The 19,109-nt window shown below is 63.0% G+C and carries 13 protein-coding genes and 1 pseudogene; 8 read left to right on the forward strand and 6 right to left on the reverse strand.

The genetic code is table 11. The annotated features are described in order from the left end of the window. The 4 genes and pseudogenes from EYW47_RS41215 to EYW47_RS38115 all read left to right on the forward strand — a co-directional run. Window positions 1–2,155, forward strand: a pseudogene (locus tag EYW47_RS41215) (hypothetical protein); the annotation flags it as partial. A 75-nt stretch (window positions 2,156–2,230) separates the two neighbouring features. Continuing rightward, entirely contained in the window at window positions 2,231–4,372 is a 2,142-nt protein-coding gene (locus EYW47_RS38105) for a type I secretion system permease/ATPase (RefSeq protein WP_133199972.1), read from the forward strand. 179 nt (window positions 4,373–4,551) lie between these two features. Then, a complete protein-coding gene (locus EYW47_RS38110; RefSeq protein ID WP_338117864.1) occupies window positions 4,552–5,790 on the forward strand; it encodes an HlyD family type I secretion periplasmic adaptor subunit in 1,239 nt (412 codons plus the stop codon). Continuing rightward, on the forward strand, window positions 5,780–7,210 hold the full coding sequence (locus tag EYW47_RS38115) for a TolC family protein (protein WP_133199973.1): 1,431 nt from the start codon (window positions 5,780–5,782) through the stop codon (window positions 7,208–7,210). Before EYW47_RS38110 ends, EYW47_RS38115 begins: the two co-directional genes overlap by 11 nt. A gap of 107 nt (window positions 7,211–7,317) precedes the next feature. Here the strand turns inward: EYW47_RS38115 and EYW47_RS38120 are convergent, their stop codons facing one another. Further along, window positions 7,318–8,079: a TetR/AcrR family transcriptional regulator gene (locus EYW47_RS38120; RefSeq protein ID WP_133199974.1), complete on the reverse strand. Its 762-nt coding sequence runs from the start codon at window positions 8,077–8,079 to the stop codon at window positions 7,318–7,320. Between the two features lie 64 nt (window positions 8,080–8,143). Here EYW47_RS38120 and shc point away from each other — a divergent pair, with 64 nt between their 5' ends. Then, complete coding sequence (gene shc / locus EYW47_RS38125; protein ID WP_133199975.1) at window positions 8,144–10,192, forward strand: squalene--hopene cyclase; 2,049 nt, start codon at window positions 8,144–8,146, stop codon at window positions 10,190–10,192. A 78-nt stretch (window positions 10,193–10,270) separates the two neighbouring features. Here shc and EYW47_RS38130 read toward each other — a convergent pair whose 3' ends face one another. Together EYW47_RS38130 and EYW47_RS38135 are read right to left on the reverse strand one after the other, a co-directional pair. Then, the gene (locus tag EYW47_RS38130) at window positions 10,271–10,531 is read right to left on the reverse strand and encodes a hypothetical protein (RefSeq protein ID WP_133199976.1); all 261 of its coding nucleotides are present in this window, start codon (window positions 10,529–10,531) and stop codon (window positions 10,271–10,273) included. Between the two features lie 328 nt (window positions 10,532–10,859). Continuing rightward, on the reverse strand, window positions 10,860–11,177 hold the full coding sequence (locus EYW47_RS38135; protein ID WP_133199977.1) for a DUF4148 domain-containing protein: 318 nt from the start codon (window positions 11,175–11,177) through the stop codon (window positions 10,860–10,862). 294 nt (window positions 11,178–11,471) lie between these two features. Here EYW47_RS38135 and EYW47_RS38140 point away from each other — a divergent pair, with 294 nt between their 5' ends. After that, window positions 11,472–12,917, forward strand: a complete 1,446-nt coding sequence (locus EYW47_RS38140) for a DEAD/DEAH box helicase (RefSeq protein ID WP_133199978.1) — start codon at window positions 11,472–11,474, stop codon at window positions 12,915–12,917. A gap of 84 nt (window positions 12,918–13,001) precedes the next feature. Continuing rightward, window positions 13,002–13,460, forward strand: coding sequence for a hypothetical protein (locus tag EYW47_RS38145; protein WP_133199979.1), 459 nt, complete (start codon window positions 13,002–13,004; stop codon window positions 13,458–13,460). A 137-nt stretch (window positions 13,461–13,597) separates the two neighbouring features. On the opposite strand, the gene EYW47_RS38150 is transcribed toward EYW47_RS38145, so the two are convergent. Continuing rightward, a complete protein-coding gene (locus EYW47_RS38150; protein ID WP_133199980.1) occupies window positions 13,598–15,268 on the reverse strand; it encodes a phospholipase C in 1,671 nt (556 codons plus the stop codon). Between the two features lie 633 nt (window positions 15,269–15,901). Between EYW47_RS38150 and EYW47_RS38155 the strand changes: the two genes are divergently transcribed. Next, on the forward strand, window positions 15,902–16,345 hold the full coding sequence (locus tag EYW47_RS38155) for a cupin domain-containing protein (RefSeq protein WP_133199981.1): 444 nt from the start codon (window positions 15,902–15,904) through the stop codon (window positions 16,343–16,345). Window positions 16,346–16,445: 100 nt separating this feature from the next. On the opposite strand, the gene EYW47_RS38160 is transcribed toward EYW47_RS38155, so the two are convergent. Both EYW47_RS38160 and chrA read right to left on the reverse strand, forming a co-directional pair. Then, window positions 16,446–17,594, reverse strand: coding sequence for a branched-chain amino acid ABC transporter substrate-binding protein (locus EYW47_RS38160; RefSeq protein WP_133199982.1), 1,149 nt, complete (start codon window positions 17,592–17,594; stop codon window positions 16,446–16,448). 240 nt (window positions 17,595–17,834) lie between these two features. Continuing rightward, the gene (chrA, locus tag EYW47_RS38165) at window positions 17,835–19,064 is read right to left on the reverse strand and encodes a chromate efflux transporter (RefSeq protein WP_133199983.1); all 1,230 of its coding nucleotides are present in this window, start codon (window positions 19,062–19,064) and stop codon (window positions 17,835–17,837) included. Between the last annotated feature and the right edge of the window lie 45 nt (window positions 19,065–19,109).

Below are 19,109 nucleotides of genomic sequence, written 5' to 3' on the forward strand. Positions count from 1 at the left end.
CACGTCGACCAACGACTACGAGACAAACCGCATCAACTTCAACGTCTCGACCGGCGGCGAGACCTCTGAGCTGGACTACAACCCGGCAGGCAGGGAAACCGACGTGCAGAACTATGTCGGCACGTTGACCAACGACTACGAGACAAACCGCATCAACTTCAACGTCGCGACCGGTGGCGAGACCTCGGAGCTCGACTACAACCCGGCAGGCAGGGAAACCGACGTGCAGAACTATGTCGGCACGTCGACCAACGACTACGAGACAAACCGGATCAACTTCAACGTCTCGACCGGTGGCGAAACCTCGGAGCTGGACTACAACCCGGCAGGCAGGGAAACCGACGTGCAGAACTATGTCGGCACGTCGACCAACGACTACGAGACAAACCGCATCAACTTCAACGTCTCGACCGGCGGCGAAACCTCGGAGCTGGACTACAACCCGGCGGGCAACGAAACCGACGTGCAGAACTATGTCGGCACGTCGACCAACGACTACGAGACGAACCGCATCAACTTCAACGTCGCGACCGGTGGCGAAACGTCGGAGCTGGACTACAACCCCGCAGGCAAGGAAACCGACGTGCAGAACTATGTCGGCACGTCGACCAACGACTACGAGACAAACCGCATCAACTTCAACGTCTCGACCGGCGGCGAAACCTCGGAGCTCGACTACAACCCCGCAGGCAACGAAACTGACGTGCAGAACTATGTCGGCACGTTGACCAACGACTACGAGACAAACCGCATCAACTTCAACGTCTCGACCGGCGGCGAAACTGAGGAGCTGGACTACAACCCGGCAGGCAGGGAAACCGACGTGCTGAACTATGTCGGCACGTTGACCAACGACTACGAGACGAACCGCATCAACTTCAGCACCACGACCGGCTGGGAAACGTCGGAGCTGGACTATAGCGCGGCAGGCAGGCAAACCGACGTCATCAATTTTTCGGGTGTCGCGAACAACGATTACGAAACCGGCGAGATGACATTCAGTACGACGACCGGTACTGAGACATCCAACACGATGTTCAATCCCTCTGGTCACGAAACCGAATATCAGCAGTTCCAGGGAACGGCCGGGAACGATTACGAAACGCTGGACGAGAAGTTCAACCAGTCTTCGGGGAATTATGCAACGGACGTCATCGCGTTCAATGGCGGTGGTATCGAGACGCAGGACGAGAAGTTCAACGCATCCACAGGTGCGCTGAATTCGGTGACGCTGTGGAACGGAACGAATCCCTACGCGTACGAGGAAGAATTTTCCAATGGCGGCAATTACTTCAACGAAATCGAGACCTTCAATGCGTTGACGGGCGCGCAGACAGGCGGTGGCATCTTCAATAGTGCAACCGGCGCCGAGCTGGATTACTTCAATAACGGCAACTGGTATTCGGGCAATACGGGTTTCAGCGATTTCGGCGACAGCGGCTATTCGGATGGCTACGACGAAATGTCGGACGACTGGGGCGGCGATTGCTACAACGACGATCCGGTCATACTGAACCTGAATGGCGGCAAAGTGCAGACGACTTCGCTCGCGAATTCACCGGCGTCCTTCGATATGCGTAATGACGGCCAGAAAATCCAGACCGGTTGGGGCACTGCCGGCGAGGGCTACCTCGTCTACGATCCGAACGACGCCGGTAACAAGGCGATCATCAGTCAGGACAATCAGCTGGTCGACGGCATGAGTGCCCTGAAGGCGCTCGCGCAGCATGTGGACGGCTCGGCGGGCAGCACGCTAAGCGCGTCAGATGCGCTTTGGAGCGATCTCAAGGTCTGGGTCGATACCACGGGCACGGGGCAGTTCCAGAGCGGCCAGCTCTACAGTCTGGATCAGCTCGGAATCGCATCGTTGGGGCTTGGCGGTACGGAGGTCGACCGCAACAACAACGGCAATGAGATCGTGGTCGACAGCGCGTTCACCTGGGCCAACGGCAAGACCGGTGACATGGCTGGGGTCAACCTGAACTTCACCGGTGGGGCGGCCGTGGGCGAAACGTTGGCCGGTACTGACCAGACAAGGGCACAGAATCTCGTGGCGGCGATGGCTTCATTTGGTGCAGCAACGTCGGCGAGTTCTGTGCTTGCCGCGCCTGCGCAGAACGACCCGCACGTGCTTCTGGCCGCCAGCGCGCACTGATCGAATCATCCACGTTGCACAGGCGATTCGCGACGAGATTCGCGGGTTGCCTGTGTGCGCAAGTTCCGCCGCCCTATGAATGCTCCCGAATCGAATCCGGATGCGCGTGCAAGCGATCCGGGCCTGGCTGCACTTGTTGTCATCGCACGCTTTCACGGCATCGCTGCCGACAGCGCGCAGTTGCGCCACGCATCGGGGCTGGACAGCCATCCTTTCGATGCCGACACCCTGGTTCTATCCGCGCGCTCGCTGGGGCTGAAAGCCCGCACGGTTCCCCTTCGGCCTGAACGCCTCTCTCATGCTCCGTTGCCCGCGCTCGTGCTGGACAAGAACGGCCAGCATTTCGTGCTTGCGCGATGCGACCAAAAGAATGCGCTAGTGATGGAAGCGGATGCCGCCACGCCCAGCGTGTTGCCGCTCGATATGGTCGTCGCGCGTTCGACTGGCAAGCTGATCTTCTTCGCTTCGAAGGCCTCGATTACCGGCGAACTGGCGCGTTTCGATTTCACCTGGTTCATTCCTGCCATCGTCAAATACCGGCGGCTCCTGCTGGAGGTGTTGGGTGTTTCCTTGATTCTGCAGTTTTTCGGCCTTGCCTCGCCCCTGATGTTTCAGGTGGTGATGGATAAGGTTCTGGTCAATCGCACGTTCAGCACGCTCAACGTCGTGTGCATCGCGTTGCTCGTGAGTTCGGTATTCGAGGGCGTGCTCACCGGTTTGCGCAACTATGTTCTCGCACATACCACCAACCGGATCGACGTGGAACTGGGTGCGCGCCTCTTCCGGCATCTGTTCGCACTGCCACTTGCGTATTTCGGCGCACGTCGCGTGGGCGACACGGTTGCGCGCGTGCGCGAACTGGAAAATATCCGCAATTTCCTGACCGGGCAGGCGCTGACGGCGATTATCGATATCGTGTTCTCCGTCGTCTTTATCGTCGTCATGTGTTTCTACAGCGTCTGGCTCACCGTGCTCGTGCTTGCATCGTTGCCGCTCTACGCGCTCGTCTCGATCCTGCTCGTGCCTGTGCTACGTGAGTGCCTGAACGAGAAGTTCGCCCGTGGTGCGGACAACCAGTCGTTTCTCGTGGAGGCGGTCTCGGGCGTGGAAACGGTCAAGTCAATGGCCGTCGAGCCGCAGTTTATCCGCCGCTGGGAGACACAGCTCGCGGCGTATGTGGCGGCAGGCTTTCGAGTTACGCAACTCGGCAACATCGGCCAGCAATTGATACAGGCGATCGGCAAGCTCGTGACCGTCGCGACACTGTTCTTTGGGGCGAAGCTCGTCATCGACGGGCGCCTTACCGTTGGAGGCCTCATCGCATTCAACATGATGTCCCAGCGCGTTGCCGCGCCCGTCCTGCGCCTCGCGCAGCTCTGGCAGGACTTCCAGCAGGTCGGAATTTCCATGCGGCGTCTTGGCGACATTCTCAACACACGTACCGAAATTCCGCAAAGCCGGCAGACGCTGCCGGCTTTGCGCGGCCATGTCCGCTTCGAGAATATCCGGTTCCGTTACCGGCCCGATGGTCCTGCCGTCCTCGACGGCGTATCGCTCGATATTCGGCCCGGCCAGGTCGTCGGCGTGGTGGGACGTTCGGGCTCGGGCAAGAGTACGCTTACGCGCCTTCTGCAGCGTCTCTATCTGCCGGAGCAGGGCACGGTTCGGCTCGATGGTGTGGATCTGGCACTGGCTGATCCGGCATGGCTGCGCCGCCAGATTGGCGTCGTACTCCAGGAAAACCTGCTCTTTAACCGTTCGGTGCGCGAGAACATCGCATTGGCGGATCCCGGTGCGCCGCTAGAGACGGTCATGCGGGCCGCAGCGCTTGCCGGTGCGCACGAGTTTATCTGCGAGCTGCCTCAGGCTTATGACACAGTCGTCGGAGAGCATGGCGCGAGCCTTTCTGGAGGCCAGCGCCAGCGCATCGCGATCGCCCGCGCGCTGCTCTCCAATCCTCGCATTCTCGTTTTCGACGAGGCGACCAGCGCGCTGGATGTCGAGACCGAGCGGACCATAGAAGCCAATATGCGCGCGATCTGCGCGGGCCGTACCGTCATGGTGGTGGCGCATCGCCTCAGCGCCGTGCGCCGCGCCGACCGGATCGTCGCAATGGATCGCGGGCGTATCACCGAATACGGTACGCACGACGAACTGATTGCAAGAGGCGGCTACTACGCGAACATGGTTTCGCTACAGGGTGGGGCTGCAACATGATCTCGCCGAGACTGGATGCCCTCGGCGATCTGCTCCGACGATACTGGACGATGTGCCGTGCTATCTGGGACATACGACACACGCTGGCGGGACCAGAGAGGGACTCGGATGAACTGGCTTTTCAGCCGGCGCAGTTGGAGCTGCTCGAAACACCCGTTCATCCGGCGCCGCGTCGGACAATGCGCGTCCTTGCACTGCTCGCACTGGCAATCCTGCTGATCGGCGCGCTTGGGCGGCTCGATATCGTCGTGACCGCGTCGGGGCGATTCGTGCCTGGCGAACGCGTCAAGGTCATCCAGCCTGCCATGACGGGCGTCGTGCGTGAGGTGCTGGTACGTGATGGAGAGCACGTCCAGGCGGGACAGCTGCTCGTGCGGCTCGACACGCGGCAGGCAGCAGCCGATGCGGACGCCGCGCACAACTCGAGACTGGACGCCGAGTTGGCCGGGGCCCGTGCACAGGCACTGCTTGACGCGCTGGCCACGAATCGGCCCCCGCTCGTGGCGCAGGTCGGTGGCGCATCGCCCCAGCGCATGGAGGAAAGCCAGCGCCTCGCCGATGGGGCATGGCGCGAGTACGGTGACCAGATCGACAGCGCACGCGCTGAACTGCTAAAGCGGGAGGCCGAACTTGACAGCACCCGTGCGGAGATTGCGAAGCTCGTGGCGACGGCGCCGCTCGCGCGCCAGCAGGCCGATAGCTACAGCGCGCTCGTAGCCGATCAGTATGTTGCGCGCAACGACTGGCTCGACAAGGAACAGGCCGCCGTCAATCAGGAGCACGAACTCGCTGCGCAACGCGCTCACGCGCGTGAGCTGGCGGCGGCCGTTGCCGAACAGCGGGCCGACATTGCGTCGGCAGTGTCGAAGTTCCGGCGCGATCAACTGGACGAGCTGGAGAAGAATGGCCAGCTCTCCACGCGCAGCCGCGACGACGAGACCAAGGCGCAAACGCGTCAGGCGCTCCTGAGCCTGACGGCGCCGGTGGCGGGCACGGTGCAGCAGTTGTCGATCCATACGAGCGGCGGTGTGGTCACGACCGCACAGTCGCTCATGGAGATCGTTCCGGAGGACTCGCTCGAAGTCGAGGCGCAGTTGCAGAACCGCGACGTGGGGTTCGTGTCCGTGGGGCAGCGGGTCGCTGTCAAGGTCGAAGCGTTTCCGTACACGCGCTACGGCTACCTGGACGGCACCGTGACGTCAATATCGAACGATGCTGTGCAGGACAAGAAGCAGGGTCTGACGTTCCCGGTGCGCATACGCGTGGCCGCAAGCCGTATCCGCGTAGACGACAACTGGATTGCGCTCACGCCGGGCATGGCCGTGACGGCGGATATCCGCACGGGCAAACGCAGCGTGATTGGCTATTTCCTCGACCCCTTGCGGCGGACCGGCGGAGAGAGTTTGCGTGAACGCTAGACAGGCGATGCTGCTGCTCGCTGCCACGGTGCTTTGTCACGTTACAGTCGCCCAGGCATTCGATCCGCTGCGTACACAGGCCGCCATACCGGCAACGTCAGCGGGCAGCATCGTGCCCGACCCGGCTGGTTGTGTCTTCGGTGCCCCTGGCCAACCCCTGACGTTGGCCGAAGCGGTCCAGCGCGCGCTGTGCAGCAATCCGCGCACACGCGAGGCGTGGGCCGACGCGAAGGCGCAGGCGGCCGGTGTCGGGGCGGCGCGAGCCGCCTATCTGCCGACCCTGACGGGCAATGCGCAGGTCGTGCGCGACGACTCGTCAACCGATGTGAGCGGCCATCCGCAACTGGGATCGGATTCCCGTTCAAGTGTCCATTCCGAAAGCGTGTCGCTCTCCTGGACGCTCTACGATTTCGGGGCGCGCTCAGCAGCCCTGCGCAACGCGAACGCGCTGCTCGCTGCAGCGCAATCGGCGCAGGACGCCGCCATTCAGGCGCTGTTCGTGACCGTGGCAAAAGACTACTCCGCCGCGCAGGCAGCGCAGAGCCAGCTTGCGGTGGCAGGGGAGGTTGAGCAGATGAGCGCGCGAAGCGCCCTGGTTGCGCAATCGCGCGTGGACAAAGGCATCGCGCCGATCTCGGATGCCTTGCAGGCGAAGACCGCCTGGGGCCAGGCGGTGCTCGCACGCAATCGGGCAGAAGGAGAGTGGCAGACCGCGCAGGGCACCCTGGCGGCCGACATGGACCTCTCGCCCGACCTGGTACTCGATCTGCCGGCAGTTGCGGAGGGCGCACATCCCGACGCGAATTTTGCGCAGTCGGTCAGCGAGCTAATGGTTGAAGCACGTCGCACGCATCCCGAAGTGCTCTCAACACAGGCTCAGGTTGACGCGGCGGCGGCGAAAGTGGACCAGACGCGCGCGCAGGGGCTGCCAACGCTAAGCCTTGTGTCGAAGTATCTCCAGAATAACCAGCCGGCCAGCCTGGGACTGGGCATCCCCACATTCCCGGCAACGGGCCATGAATGGTACATCGGAGTACAACTGACCATTCCGATTTTCGAAGGTTTCGGCCGTTTGTATCAGGTGAACCAGGGCGAAGCCCAGCTGGAACGGCAGGTGGACGCGCTTGACGACGCGCGCCAGCACGTCGCATTGGAGGTCTGGAACAGCTATCAAGCCGTGCGAACATCGACTGCGGCGGTTGGCGACAGCGAAACTCTGCTGGAAATTGCTGAGCAGTCCTTTACGGCGGCTGAACGACGGTATCAGGCAGGTGTCGGCAGTGTGCTCGAGTTGCTCAACGCCCAGAGTGGACTCGCAAACGCGAAGCACCAGCGTGTGCAGGCACTGGCCGACTGGCATGCAGCACGGTTGCGTCTTGCGGGCAGCATCGGAAAGCTCGATGTCGTTGATTTGCGTTAGTGCTTGTCTTGCGCGCGCATTCTGGGCAAATCACTTCGCCGGACACGAAGGGCGGATTGAGCGGCACGCCAGGTCTAATTTGAGGTGTTGGCCTTCAGCAGGGGGCCTCATCGCTCGAGAGCCGTCATCCGCTCGATCTGGCGCACGACCTCATCGCGCATTTCCGGCGACATGTCCTGATAGCCGAGCAGGTCCGAGATCCACAGGCCGTCGGCCGCGAGCCGGCAGATCATGAGTCGCGCCGCCTGTTCGAGCGGCAACGGATCGGGGCGCGTCCATTTGCGCATGGGCGCGGAATAGCGCTCGCGTATCTCGGGGTCGGTCATCATCGCGGCCACCAGCACGCGCAGCACATTGGTGCTCGCGGCGGGGTTTGTTTCGTCGATGGTCGCGTGCAGATACGCACGCGCATTGGCGCCGCGCGGGTCCTCGCGATCCGCCGCGATCCGCGCTTCTATCTGCGATTCGAAGTGCGCCAGCGTCTGCTCGAAGAGGGCGTCAAGGAGTCCTTGCTTGTTGGCGAAGTGATACTGGAGCGCGCCCTTGGTCACGCCGGCGCGTTCCGCGACGGCGTCGAGCGTCACCGCCTGCACACTGTGGTCGGTGGCGATATCGGAGGCGGCTTGCAGCAACTGGGCGCGCACTTGCACTGGTGCTTTCTTGCGGCGCGAGCCCGAAGTGGGGGCGCCGGGCGGTTCAGCAGATTTTGCCTCGGGATGCCGAGCGGGCGCGGCGCTGCGTGCGTGCGGCTGCTCTGCCTCTTCGGGCGCCTGCGCGACGTGTGGCGCAGGCTGCCGCGCCGGACTCGCAGCGCCGCCTGGGGCATGTCCTGCGGCGCCGGCTGAGGCTTTGACGGGGGGATTCTTCATGGCTTGATCTTACCACCGCAGGCGTCAATGCAAAACATTCCGTCTGGATGGTATTATTCGCGCCATGAAGAATTCCGACCTGCCAACCAACTTGCAACGCGCGGCGCTGCTCGATGCCGCCATTGTCCGGGGGCGCGATGCGCTCGCGCGCCGGCAACAGCCCGACGGGAGCTGGTGTTTCGAGCTCGAATCGGACGCGACGATCACCGCCGAATACATCCTCATGATGCATTTCATGGGCAAGATCGACACGGTGCGTCAGGAGAAAATGGCGCGCTATCTGCGCGCGATCCAGCGCCTCGAAACGCATGGCGCGTGGGATCTCTACGTGGACGGCGCACCCGACGTCTCGGCGAGCGTGAAGGCCTATTTCGCGCTCAAGGCGGCGGGCGACGCGCAAAGCGCGCCACATATGGTGCGCGCGCGCGAAGCCATCCTGAAGCTCGGCGGCGCGGCGAAGTCCAATGTCTTCACGCGCATCCTGCTGGCCACTTTCGGCCAGGTGCCGTGGCGCGCGACCCCCTTCATGCCCATCGAGTTCGTGCTGTTCCCCAAGTGGGTGCCGATCTCGATGTACAAGGTCGCCTACTGGGCACGCACGACCATGGTGCCGCTGCTCGCGCTCTGTTCGCTCAAGGCGCAGGCGCGCAATCCGCACAACGTGTCGATCGCCGAGTTGTTCGTCACGCCGGCCCAGGAGGAGCGCGAATATTTCCCGCGCGGCAAGGGCGTGCGCAAGCTTTTTCTTGCGCTGGACCGCACGGTTCGCCACCTCGAGCCGCTGATTCCGCGGGCCTTGCGCGCGCGTGCGATGAAGCACGCGGAAGCCTGGTGCGCCGAGCGCATGAACGGCGAAGACGGCATGGGCGGCATCTTCCCGCCGATCGTCTACAGCTATCAGATGATGGAAGTGCTCGGCTATCACGAGAATCATCCGCTGCGGCGCGATTGCGAGAATGCGCTGGAGAAACTGCTCGTCGAGCGCCCCGACGGCAGCATGTACTGCCAGCCGTGCCTGTCGCCGGTATGGGACACCGCGTGGAGCACGATGGCGCTCGAACAGGCGGTTGCGGTGCCCGAGATGTTGGGCGTCGATACGCCGGGCACCGAATCGACGCCCAACGCGGAACTGCAGCAGAAGATCGCGCGCGCCTACGACTGGCTCGCGACGCGCCAGGTGGACGACCTCAAGGGCGACTGGATCGAGAACGTGAGCCCCGACGTGCCGCCGGGCGGCTGGGCGTTCCAGTACGCGAACCCCTATTACCCCGATATCGACGACAGCGCGGTCGTGGCCGCGATGCTGCATCGCCGGGGGCGTTCGCTCAAGCGCACGACGGGCACGGACCCGTATGCCGCGCGCGTGACGCGTGCGCTCGACTGGATTCGCGGGCTGCAGTCGCGCAACGGCGGCTTCGCGGCGTTCGATGCCGATTGCGATCGCCTTTATCTGAATGCGATTCCGTTCGCGGACCACGGCGCGCTGCTCGATCCGCCCACCGAGGACGTGTCGGGCCGCGTGCTGTTGTGCTTCGGCGTGACGGGCCGCGAGGAAGACAAGGCCGCGCTCGTGCGCACCATCGAGTACATCAAGGCGACACAGCAGGCCGATGGCAGTTGGTGGGGCCGCTGGGGCACGAACTACATCTACGGTACGTGGAGCGTGCTGGCGGGCCTCGCGCTGGCGGGCGAGGACCCGTCGCAGCCGTATATCGCGCGTGCGCTCGCCTGGCTCAGGTCGCGCCAGCACGCGGACGGCGGCTGGGGCGAGACCAACGACAGCTACATCGACCCGCGCCTCGCGGGCACGAATGGCGGCGAGAGCACCTCGAATTTCACGGCGTGGGCGCTGCTCGCGCAGATGGCGTTCGGCGACTACGAGTCGGAATCGGTGCGGCGTGGCATTGCGTATCTGCTTTCGGTGCAGGACGGCGAGGGTTTCTGGTGGCATCGCTCGCACAATGCGCCAGGTTTTCCGCGTATCTACTATCTGAAGTATCACGGGTATACGGCGTATTTCCCGCTTTGGGCGCTGGCGCGTTATCGCAGGCTCGCTGCGGATGCGGCGCGGGTGAGCGAGGCGAAAGCGGACGAGGCGGTTATGCTGGCTTGAGCGTCATGCGCGTGCGAGAAACGCCACCTTTCGGGGTGGCGTTTTCTTGTGCGGCATCCGTGATAATCGTCGGCAATATCAAAACGAAGGACGGACGACGGATAGCGAGTAACGACCCAAGTTGACTTCCGCTGTCTGACGGCTCCGCTCTCCATTCCGATTGACGTTATTGATTGAAGCCGGCTGCTTGTCGCTGGCATCCAAAGATCGGTACGTCGTCTCTTCTTGAACGAGTTGCGACCTTACGTCTTCATTGACAGCCACCGGCGTCGATTGAGCGAATGAAGAAACAGCCGGGATCAAAATGGATGCGGCAACGATGAGCTGAACGAGTTTCATAACCTTGTCTCCAGGGAGTGTTCCGCGCGCATTCTTTTGCGGATCTAGTGGATACAGTGTAGGACGGCAATGGCTCAGAATTGAGCGCAAGCAGAGCAACTCACTGTTGTCGGCGCATGCACGTTCGCTCAACATTGCCTGGATACCAGGCTAGATCTCCTGCACGAGCGCGTGGGGATTGGGCAAGCGTGGTCGACTAGGCGGTCGCGCAGCTGACGTGACATCTTGCGGGGCCAGAGAGCGCCGCTGGCTGATTGCATCATCGCCGCCAGCGACGGGGCCGCTAACAACCGGATGGACCCCGTCTTTCACGATTTGGCTGGGGTGGTCAGTAATCGTATGGCTGACTGTCGGGGGAAGAGGGGGAGGCGGTCGCCGGCGAACCCGATGCCGATGACCCGCTCACTACGCCGCCGTACCCGGTTGAGCCGTTATGGGCCGCCACGCGCGCTTCTGCTGCCTGAACGTCTTGCGGGTAGTTGACGTCCTCGCCCCTGGAGGGGGTGTAGCCGGCCTGCTCGAGTTGCTGGAGTTCGGCACGCACCTGGGCGCGTGTGACGGGCGCCTGCGTGTCCGACTGGGCGACTGCCGCGAGCGATACGGCGAGGGCGGATGCGGCGGTGACTGCAAGGATTACCGATTTCACGACGACCTCCTATTGCGCGTTGCACGCACGTGGTGCATTGAAATTGCCAACGCGGCACGCCGGCATTGATGACTGTATTCGCCAACCAAACGCGCATGAATAAGGCGAGCGTCCTAAAAGAAGCTCGGGGATTACCCTATTCTGTGAGCCGTTCCGCCCGACGGGTTCTCGATCCATGCAGCCGCAGGTCGATTGGCAGAAGCCCAATGGCCGTGTCGCGCCGGCAACCATGGTCTGCGCGGTGCAATCAGCGCGGCAACCGCTAGAATCGTGGTTTTAGCCCGGAATACGTCCATGTCTTTTGCCTCGCTTGGCCTGATTGATCCCTTGCTGCGTAATGTGCAGGACCTCAATTACCAGACACCTACGCCGGTGCAGGCCAAGGCGGTTCCTGCGGTGCTCAGTGGCAAGGACGTCATGGCTGCGGCACAGACCGGCACTGGCAAAACGGCGGGTTTTGCGCTTCCGCTGTTGCAACGGTTGGTGCAACACGGCCCGGCGGTATCCAGCAATCGCGCGCGTGTTCTGGTGCTGGTGCCTACGCGTGAACTGGCCGAACAAGTGCTGCAAAGCTTTATCGCTTACGGCAAAGGCCTCGACTTGCGATTTCTGGCCGCCTACGGCGGTGTGAGCATCAACCCGCAGATGATGAAGTTGCGCAAAGGCGTGGACGTGCTCGTTGCCACGCCGGGCCGTTTGCTGGATCTCAATCGCCAGAACGCTGTTCAGTTCGATCAAGTACAAACGCTGGTGCTGGATGAGGCCGACCGCATGCTGGATCTGGGCTTTGCGCGCGAACTCAACGCCGTCTTTGCTGCCTTGCCCGCTCAGCGCCAGACTCTGCTGTTCTCTGCCACGTTTACCGATGAAATCCGCGCCATGGCGGCGAGCATTCTGCGCGACCCGGTCAATATCAGCGTCAGCCCGCCCAATGCCACGGCCAGCAAGATCAAGCAGTGGGTGGTGACGGTGGATAAAAGGAACAAGCCCGACCTCTTCATGCATCTTGTGGCAGAGAACAACTGGGAGCACGCGCTGGTGTTCGTCAAAACCCGCATTGGCGTGGATTACCTGGCGACCATGCTGGATGACGCGGGCTATGCGGTCGACACCATCCACGGCGACAAACCGCAACCCGCGCGCCTGCGTGCGCTGGAGCGCTTCAAGACGGGTGAAGTCCAGATGCTGGTAGCCACCGATGTGGCGGCACGTGGGCTGGATATCGACGACCTGCCGCTGGTGATCAACGTGGATCTGCCGATCGTGGCGCAAGACTATGTGCACCGTATTGGCCGTACCGGCCGCGCGGGCGCCAGCGGCGTGGCGGTGTCCCTCGTGTGTGCCGATGAAGCGCCGCAACTAGCCGCAATTGAAGCGCTGATCCGGCAAACACTGCCCCGTGAAGAAGAGCCGGGTTTCGAAGCCGAACACCGCGTGCCGGAGACCAGCGCAACGGGCCAGATCATCAAGAAGCCCAAAAAGCCCAAGAAGCCCAAAGTGCCGCAAACGGCGCCTGGCGCCATGCAGGTGCCCGGCAAAAAACCGCACTCGCAAAATGGCGAAAACAAACGCAAGCCTGCGGCGCAGCACGCGGTGGCCGCGGGTAAAGACACAAGCTTGATTAGCGGCAGCCCATTCAGCATGCAAAAGCCACGCAGCAAACCCGCCAGCAAGCCGGTGGCGGGTTCACGCAAGCCGGCTGGCAAACCCGCTGGTGGCCGCGGTAAGCGTCAGCCCTGATCTGGGGATTTGAGCGTCACTGACCCGGCAAACCGCGAACGGCAGTTACACTGGACGCCCTCTCTTCATGTGCGTGGAGTCCCTATGAGCAAGCCTACCCTTGTATCGACCGCCGCCACGTTACTGTGCGTGGGCGCCCTGGCGGGCTTGAGCGCCACCCCGGCTCAGGCAGGCGGCGCGCCGGTGAAATGCCGTCTGACCTTCAGCATGTCCGGATGGTCGGCGATTTATCAGCATGCCGAAGGGCGCGGCAAAGTCACTTGCAGCAACGGGCAAAAGGCCGCTGTCAAGATCAGCGTGCACGGCGGCGGCCTGACAGCCGGCAGGTTCCGCGTCAGCGGCCACGGCGATATCACCCATGTCTACAGCATCAAGGAGGTGTACGGCAGTTATGCGCAAGCCGGCGCATCGGCCGGGGCGGGGAACGGCGGTACTGCCCAGGTGCTGACCAAGGGAACGACGTCGATGGCGTTGAGCGGCAGCGGTGAAGGCGTGGACCTTGGCCTGGCGGTCGATGATTTCAAGATCGAACCGCTGCACTGAGACACCCGGGACGCGCCAATCTACTCCCTGCGCCATCCGGCGCGCGCTCGAATAAAGCCGTGCGCCCGCCCTGCTGCACCAGCAACAGGGCAAGGGCGCACGTCAGTCATGCCGCAATGGTCCGTCGCGCTCTGGCGTCAGCTCTTCGGGGCCTTGTCGAGAACCAGGCCCGTCTGCGGGTCGAGGAAGAGCTTGTGTTCATAGCGGCCTTCGCCGCGGCGGTTGAAATCGAACATGCCCATGATGCTGCCCGCCGTCGCGTCGAATGAACCGCCGCCAATACGCTTTCCATCAAGCCAGTTGTCTTCGATAAAGCGCACCACCGATGCCTGGTCGATCAGCGTGTGGTCGACGTAGTTCTCCTTCGCCCACGGCGAGATCACGACAAACGGAATGCGCGTGCCCGGACCGCAGCGGCCATTCACAGGCTTGCCGTTCAGGCCATTGGGCGCCGAGCCCGTGCCGCAGGTTCCGGGACCATTCAACTGGTCGGCAACCGGGTCGAACGAAGCACTGGTCGGCTGCGCGTAAGCGTGGTCGTACCAGCCGTCGGAGTCATCCCATGCCACGACCACGGCGGTGTCATTCCAGTCCTTCTGCTCCTGCAGGAAGTTCACAACCTTCGTGACGAAAGCCTGCTCGTCGAGCGGATCCGAATAGCCCGCGTGGCCATCCTGGTAGGCCGGGGCCTTCAGGAAGCTCACCGCGGGGAAATTGCCTGCGCTCACTGCGTCGAAGAAGTCGTCGGTGTCGTATTCGTGATTGGCCGGGTCGGGCGTGTGGCCATGCCGTTCCATCGTGTGCCCGATCGCCTCTCGCGAGCTCGGGCGCAAATGGTTCGGATTCGACGTCGACGCGTAGTACTGGAACCAGTTGTGGTGCGGAATATAGTCGGCCGTGGCCGAACCGACGACTGGCGACACCGTGCTGCGCTGGCACCCTGTCGTGCCATTGCTGTTCTTCGTGGCGAGATTGAAGCCGCCCATGAAGCCGCCCCACGTAATGTTGCGCGCGTTCAGCAGGTCGCCGATATTCTGGCCGGTCATCATCGCGGTACTGGTCTTGCTCGAGCAGACGTCGTTGCCCGGGTCGGCGTCGTTGATCATCGTGTACCCGCCCTGGCCGTCTTTCACGTAGTACGAGGCCGGAGTCGAAGGCGGCGGCGATGGCAGCACAACCGTCATGCCGTTGGTTTGCCCGGAGACCACTTCGAGCGCACCCGGCGTCGACGGTCCGTAGGTCGACGTATAGGCGTTATCGCTCATCGCGAAGCGCTGTGCGTAGTTCCACAGCGCGGTGACCGTGTTGCCGTCGTAATAGCCCATCACCTGGCCCGTCGTGCCGAAGGCGCCGGCCCCGCCGCTCGTGCCCTTGCCCGTGTACTTCGGGAAAAGGTCGGCCTTGCCGTCGTCATACGCCTGCTGCTCAGCCGTGTAAGCGTGGTTCTGGTCGGCCGTGGCGGCCTGCGTGCGGTCGAGACGGAAGGGATTGGACGCGCCAGCGCCGTTGGCCGGATTCGTGTTCGGGTTGCTGGAGAGCAGCGTGCCCGAAAGGCCGTTCACCTCGGGCGTGCCCGGCTGCGCGTTGAATGCCGGCTCACCTGACGGGTTGGTCGCATGCGGATAAGTGGCGAAGTAATGATCGAACGAGACGTTCTCGCCGTAGATCACGACCAGATGCTTGATCGGCGTGGCCGTGCGAGCTTCGCCTGGATGATTCTGGTCGTGGTCGTCGCCAGCACTCCATGCAACTGTCGATGCGAATGCTGCGGCGGTGAGCGATCCAAGTGCTACGTGACGCCATTGCATATCGGGCTCCTGGTTGAATTCGTTTTGCCGGATTAACCGCGGAGCCGAGGCGTGGCGATGATCAGATTCGCATCACGTGCTTGTGCCAACTGGGAGGGGGCCACGCGGCAGTGCGATTAGAGCATCGACGCATGAATGCTGAGCGTCAGATTCCTTACGGAATATTTTCACCCGAATGAATCGGTCATCAGATGCCGCGCAATCTTCCTGGGAGTCGAGTGCGGGGAGTATGGCGCGACGCTTGTGCCGTGAATATCGTCGTGCGGGCATTGCGCGCGTTGCGGGCCAATGCAGCATGCCACGCAGCGCGCATGGGCCCTGAAAGGTGGAGGCGGTAGTATGCGGCGTCTGACTGATGCGCGTTGCGCCTGGCGTCGCCTGTACGCGGTCGGCAGAATCGGCAGCACCACGGTATTCAGGAAACGAAATGGAAACGTACGTGTTGATTGGCGGTGTGTTTGGCCTGGGTTTGCTGATTGCCGTTTTCGGGCTCTGGAAGCTCCGGTGAGTCTTGCCACGCAGTCACGGGATGTGTCGCGACTCCGAGCGTCCCTGACCGGGCGTCCCTTACCGGGCCTCCCTGACCTACACTGATGCGACGGTGAGCAAATTTTCCACGTCGGGGAGACGGCAATGACTGTCGAAAACGAAGGCTCGAGCGAGCCAATCAAACTTGGGCTATTGACCGTCCGGTATCTGATCGACGGATCTGCTACAGGCGGTATGGGCGTATTCGAGTTGACGGTTCCGCCGGGCTCGCGTGTCCCGCCGCCCCATAGTCACACACGCAACGAAGAGTGCGTCTATGTGCTGGAGGGGGTGCTTCGGTATGGCGTCGATGGTGTCATCCGGGACCTGTCGCCCGGCGACTGGCTGCACACCCCAAAGGGATCGGTCCATCAGTTCAGCAATCCTCACGGTGACGTGGCCCGTGCCCTTGTCGTCCTGACCCCCGACATTGGGGCGCAGTATTTCCTCGACGTCGCGGAAATTATCAATGCAGGCAACGGCGCCGATCGCGCCATGCTTGGCGCGGTCATGTCCAGGTACGGTCTGGTGCCCGCGCAACCTCAGTGATCGCGCAGGTTTCACCGCTAGCGGACGAACTACCTCGCATCGGGCATGATGATGAGAGCGGTGCACGGCCCGCCGGGAAGAGGCGGGCCTGCATGAGCGATTAGAGTCCGCTTACCGTCTTCACCGTGACCCACTGGCCGTTCTTCACCTGATAGACGGTGGACGAGCCGTTCTTCAGCGACCCGTTCGCGTTGAACGAGATATGGCCGGTGATGCCGTCAAAGCCAATGCCTTGCAGTTTCGCGCGATAGTCGTCGGGCTTCGTCGAATTGGCTGCCTGCATTGCCTTGATGGCGGCCCATGCCGCGTCGTAGCCGAACGGCGCGTACGAGAGCACGTCATCGCCGAACTTCTGCTTGAAGCGCTCGGCGAACTTCGAGCCTACCGGCGTGCTGTCGAGCGGACGGCCATATTCCCATGCCATCGCGCCTTCGGACACGTCACCCGCGAGCTTGATGAAGTCCACGTCCTTCACGCCGCCGCCGCCCACGTACTGCGCCTTGATGCCGAGCTGGCTCATCTGCTTCATGATGCCGGCGGCCTGCGGGTTGAGGGCGCCCACGAAAATCAGATCGGGGTTCTTGCTCTTGATGGTCGTGAGCTGGGTCTTGAAGTCCGTCGCCTGGTTAGTCGTGTATTCGCGATCGATGATGTCGCCGCCGTGCGCTTTGACCGCCTTCACGAACTCGTCGGCTTCGCCCTGGCCGAACGCCGTGCGGTCGTCGATGACGGCGATGCGCTTGGCCTTCGTCGTCGTGACCGCGTAGGCGCCCGCGGTGCCCGCGTTTTGCGCGTCGCTCGAGATCACCATGAAGATGTTCTTGAAGCCACGGCCGCTGATAACCGGGTTCGTGGCGGCCGGATCGATGTCGGGCAGGCTCGCCTTTTCGTAGAGCTCGGAAGCGGGGATGGTCGTGCCCGAGTTGAAGTGGCCGACGACGATCGACACGCCTTCGTCCACGAGCTTTTGCGCGACTTGCACGCCGACGCGCGGGTCGGCCTGATCGTCTTCGGCAACGAGCTCGAACGAGACGGGCTGGCCGTTGATTTTGACGCCTTGTGCCTTGGCGTCGTCGAGGGCCATCTTGACGCCGTTCTCCAGGTCCTTGCCGTAATTGGCGTTGGGTCCGGTGAGCGGCGCGGCAAAGCCGATTTTTACGACGGTATCCGCGTGGGAGGCGAGCGGCGCAACAGCGAGAAGTGCTCCAACTGCAACTGCGACAGGGGTGAGAGTCTTCGCAAAGCGCATGTTGTTTCCTTTGTCGGCAAAGTAGGCGTGGTATCGATCGAACCGCTCCGAATGAGGAACGCCGCGGCAATCGCAGGAGGCGACTATATGAAGCCAATATCGATCCGTCTTGACCGTTTGCGACGTTCCGTATGCGCATTTCGGCACAGCCGGCCAAACCGAAGCAATTAGGGCAAGTACGCCCGGCCGCGCACGGCGTAACGTTCAGCCTTGCTCGATCTTGCGATGGATAGCAAACGTTTACCGCAGCACGGTTTGCGCGATCCCGGTCGCGATGCAGAAACCCACCACCACAAGCGGCGGCATTTTCCAGCGGATCAACAGCAAGAAGCCGATGCACGCGATGGCGAAATCGGCTTGCGTCTGGACTGCGCTCGTCCACACCGGCGAGTAGAGCGCGGCGGCCAGCAAGCCGACGACGGCGGCGTTGACACCGGCAAGGGCCGCCGACATGGCCGGCCGGCTGCGCAAAGCGTGCCACCACGGCAGCGCGGCCAGCACGAGCAGCAGGCCCGGCAGAAAGATCCCCACGGTGGCGAGCAGCGCGCCGCTCCAGTGGTTGGGCGGGCTCGCCATCATCCAGCCGAGAAAAGCTGCAAACGTGAAGAGCGGCCCCGGCACGGCCTGCGCCGCGCCGTAGCCGGCAAGAAAGTCGTTGGGCGCGACCCAGCCGGTTGCGACAGTCGCATGCTGGAGCAAGGGAAGCACCACGTGTCCGCCGCCGAACACGAGCGCGCCGGAGCGATAGAACGCCTCGAACACACGCACCCCTTGCGCGGCCGCGCCAAGCAGCGGCAGTCCGAACAGCAGCACGCAAAAAACGGCCAACGCGGCAATGCCCGCCTTGCGCGACACGGGAAACGCACCGGAATGCCCGGGCACGGCGCGCTCGTCGCCCCCGGTTTTCGTGCGGCACAGCGCGAGACCGAGCAGGGCGCCCGCAGCGATTGCAATGAGCTGCGTGTATGCCGAGCTCAGCAGGCTCAGCAAGGCGACGGAGGCCAGCGCGATTGCGGCGCGGCGACGGTCGGGGCACAGACGCCGCGCCATGTCCCAGACGGCCTGGGCCACCACGGCCACCGCGACGAGCTTCAGGCCATGCACCACCCCTGCGCCGACCGGCCCGCCCAGATCCGGCGCGATGGCTGCGAAGACCAGCATCGCGAACACCGAGGGCAGCGTGAAGCCGCACCAGGCGGCGAGCCCGCCGGCCCAGCCGGCCCGCAGCAGGCCGATCGAAAAGCCGGTCTGGCTGCTGGCGGGCCCTGGCAGGAATTGGCACAGCCCGACCAGATCGGTGAAGGCCTCGTCGTCGAGCCAGCGGCGGCGCTCGACGAACTCGCGGCGGAAGTAGCCAAGATGCGCAATCGGGCCGCCAAAGCTCGTCACCCCGAGCCTGAGAAAGACCAGCAGCACTTCAAGAGCGCGGCCTGGAGAGGACGAGCGCGGCGATGACATGTCCGTATGCATGGAGGACGGGCAGGGTGCGAAAGCTTTCGATCTTAGCTGCGTATC

Source organism: Paraburkholderia silviterrae (assembly GCF_004353915.1).
Taxonomy (GTDB): Bacteria; Pseudomonadota; Gammaproteobacteria; order Burkholderiales; family Burkholderiaceae; genus Paraburkholderia; species Paraburkholderia silviterrae.

Bases quoted from the DNA above. Each gene is read 5' to 3' on its own strand.
- EYW47_RS38105 (WP_133199972.1), top strand. From the start codon at position 2,231: ATGAATGCTCCCGAATCGAATCCGGATGCGCGTGCAAGCGATCCGGGC.
- EYW47_RS38110 (WP_338117864.1), top strand. From the start codon at position 4,552: ATGCGCGTCCTTGCACTGCTCGCACTGGCAATCCTGCTGATCGGCGCG.
- EYW47_RS38120 (WP_133199974.1), bottom strand. From the start codon at position 8,079: ATGAAGAATCCCCCCGTCAAAGCCTCAGCCGGCGCCGCAGGACATGCC.
- shc (WP_133199975.1), top strand. From the start codon at position 8,144: ATGAAGAATTCCGACCTGCCAACCAACTTGCAACGCGCGGCGCTGCTC.
- EYW47_RS38130 (WP_133199976.1), bottom strand. From the start codon at position 10,531: ATGAAACTCGTTCAGCTCATCGTTGCCGCATCCATTTTGATCCCGGCT.
- EYW47_RS38140 (WP_133199978.1), top strand. From the start codon at position 11,472: ATGTCTTTTGCCTCGCTTGGCCTGATTGATCCCTTGCTGCGTAATGTG.
- EYW47_RS38145 (WP_133199979.1), top strand. From the start codon at position 13,002: ATGAGCAAGCCTACCCTTGTATCGACCGCCGCCACGTTACTGTGCGTG.
- EYW47_RS38150 (WP_133199980.1), bottom strand. From the start codon at position 15,268: ATGCAATGGCGTCACGTAGCACTTGGATCGCTCACCGCCGCAGCATTC.
- EYW47_RS38155 (WP_133199981.1), top strand. From the start codon at position 15,902: ATGACTGTCGAAAACGAAGGCTCGAGCGAGCCAATCAAACTTGGGCTA.
- EYW47_RS38160 (WP_133199982.1), bottom strand. From the start codon at position 17,594: ATGCGCTTTGCGAAGACTCTCACCCCTGTCGCAGTTGCAGTTGGAGCA.
- chrA (WP_133199983.1), bottom strand. From the start codon at position 19,064: ATGCATACGGACATGTCATCGCCGCGCTCGTCCTCTCCAGGCCGCGCT.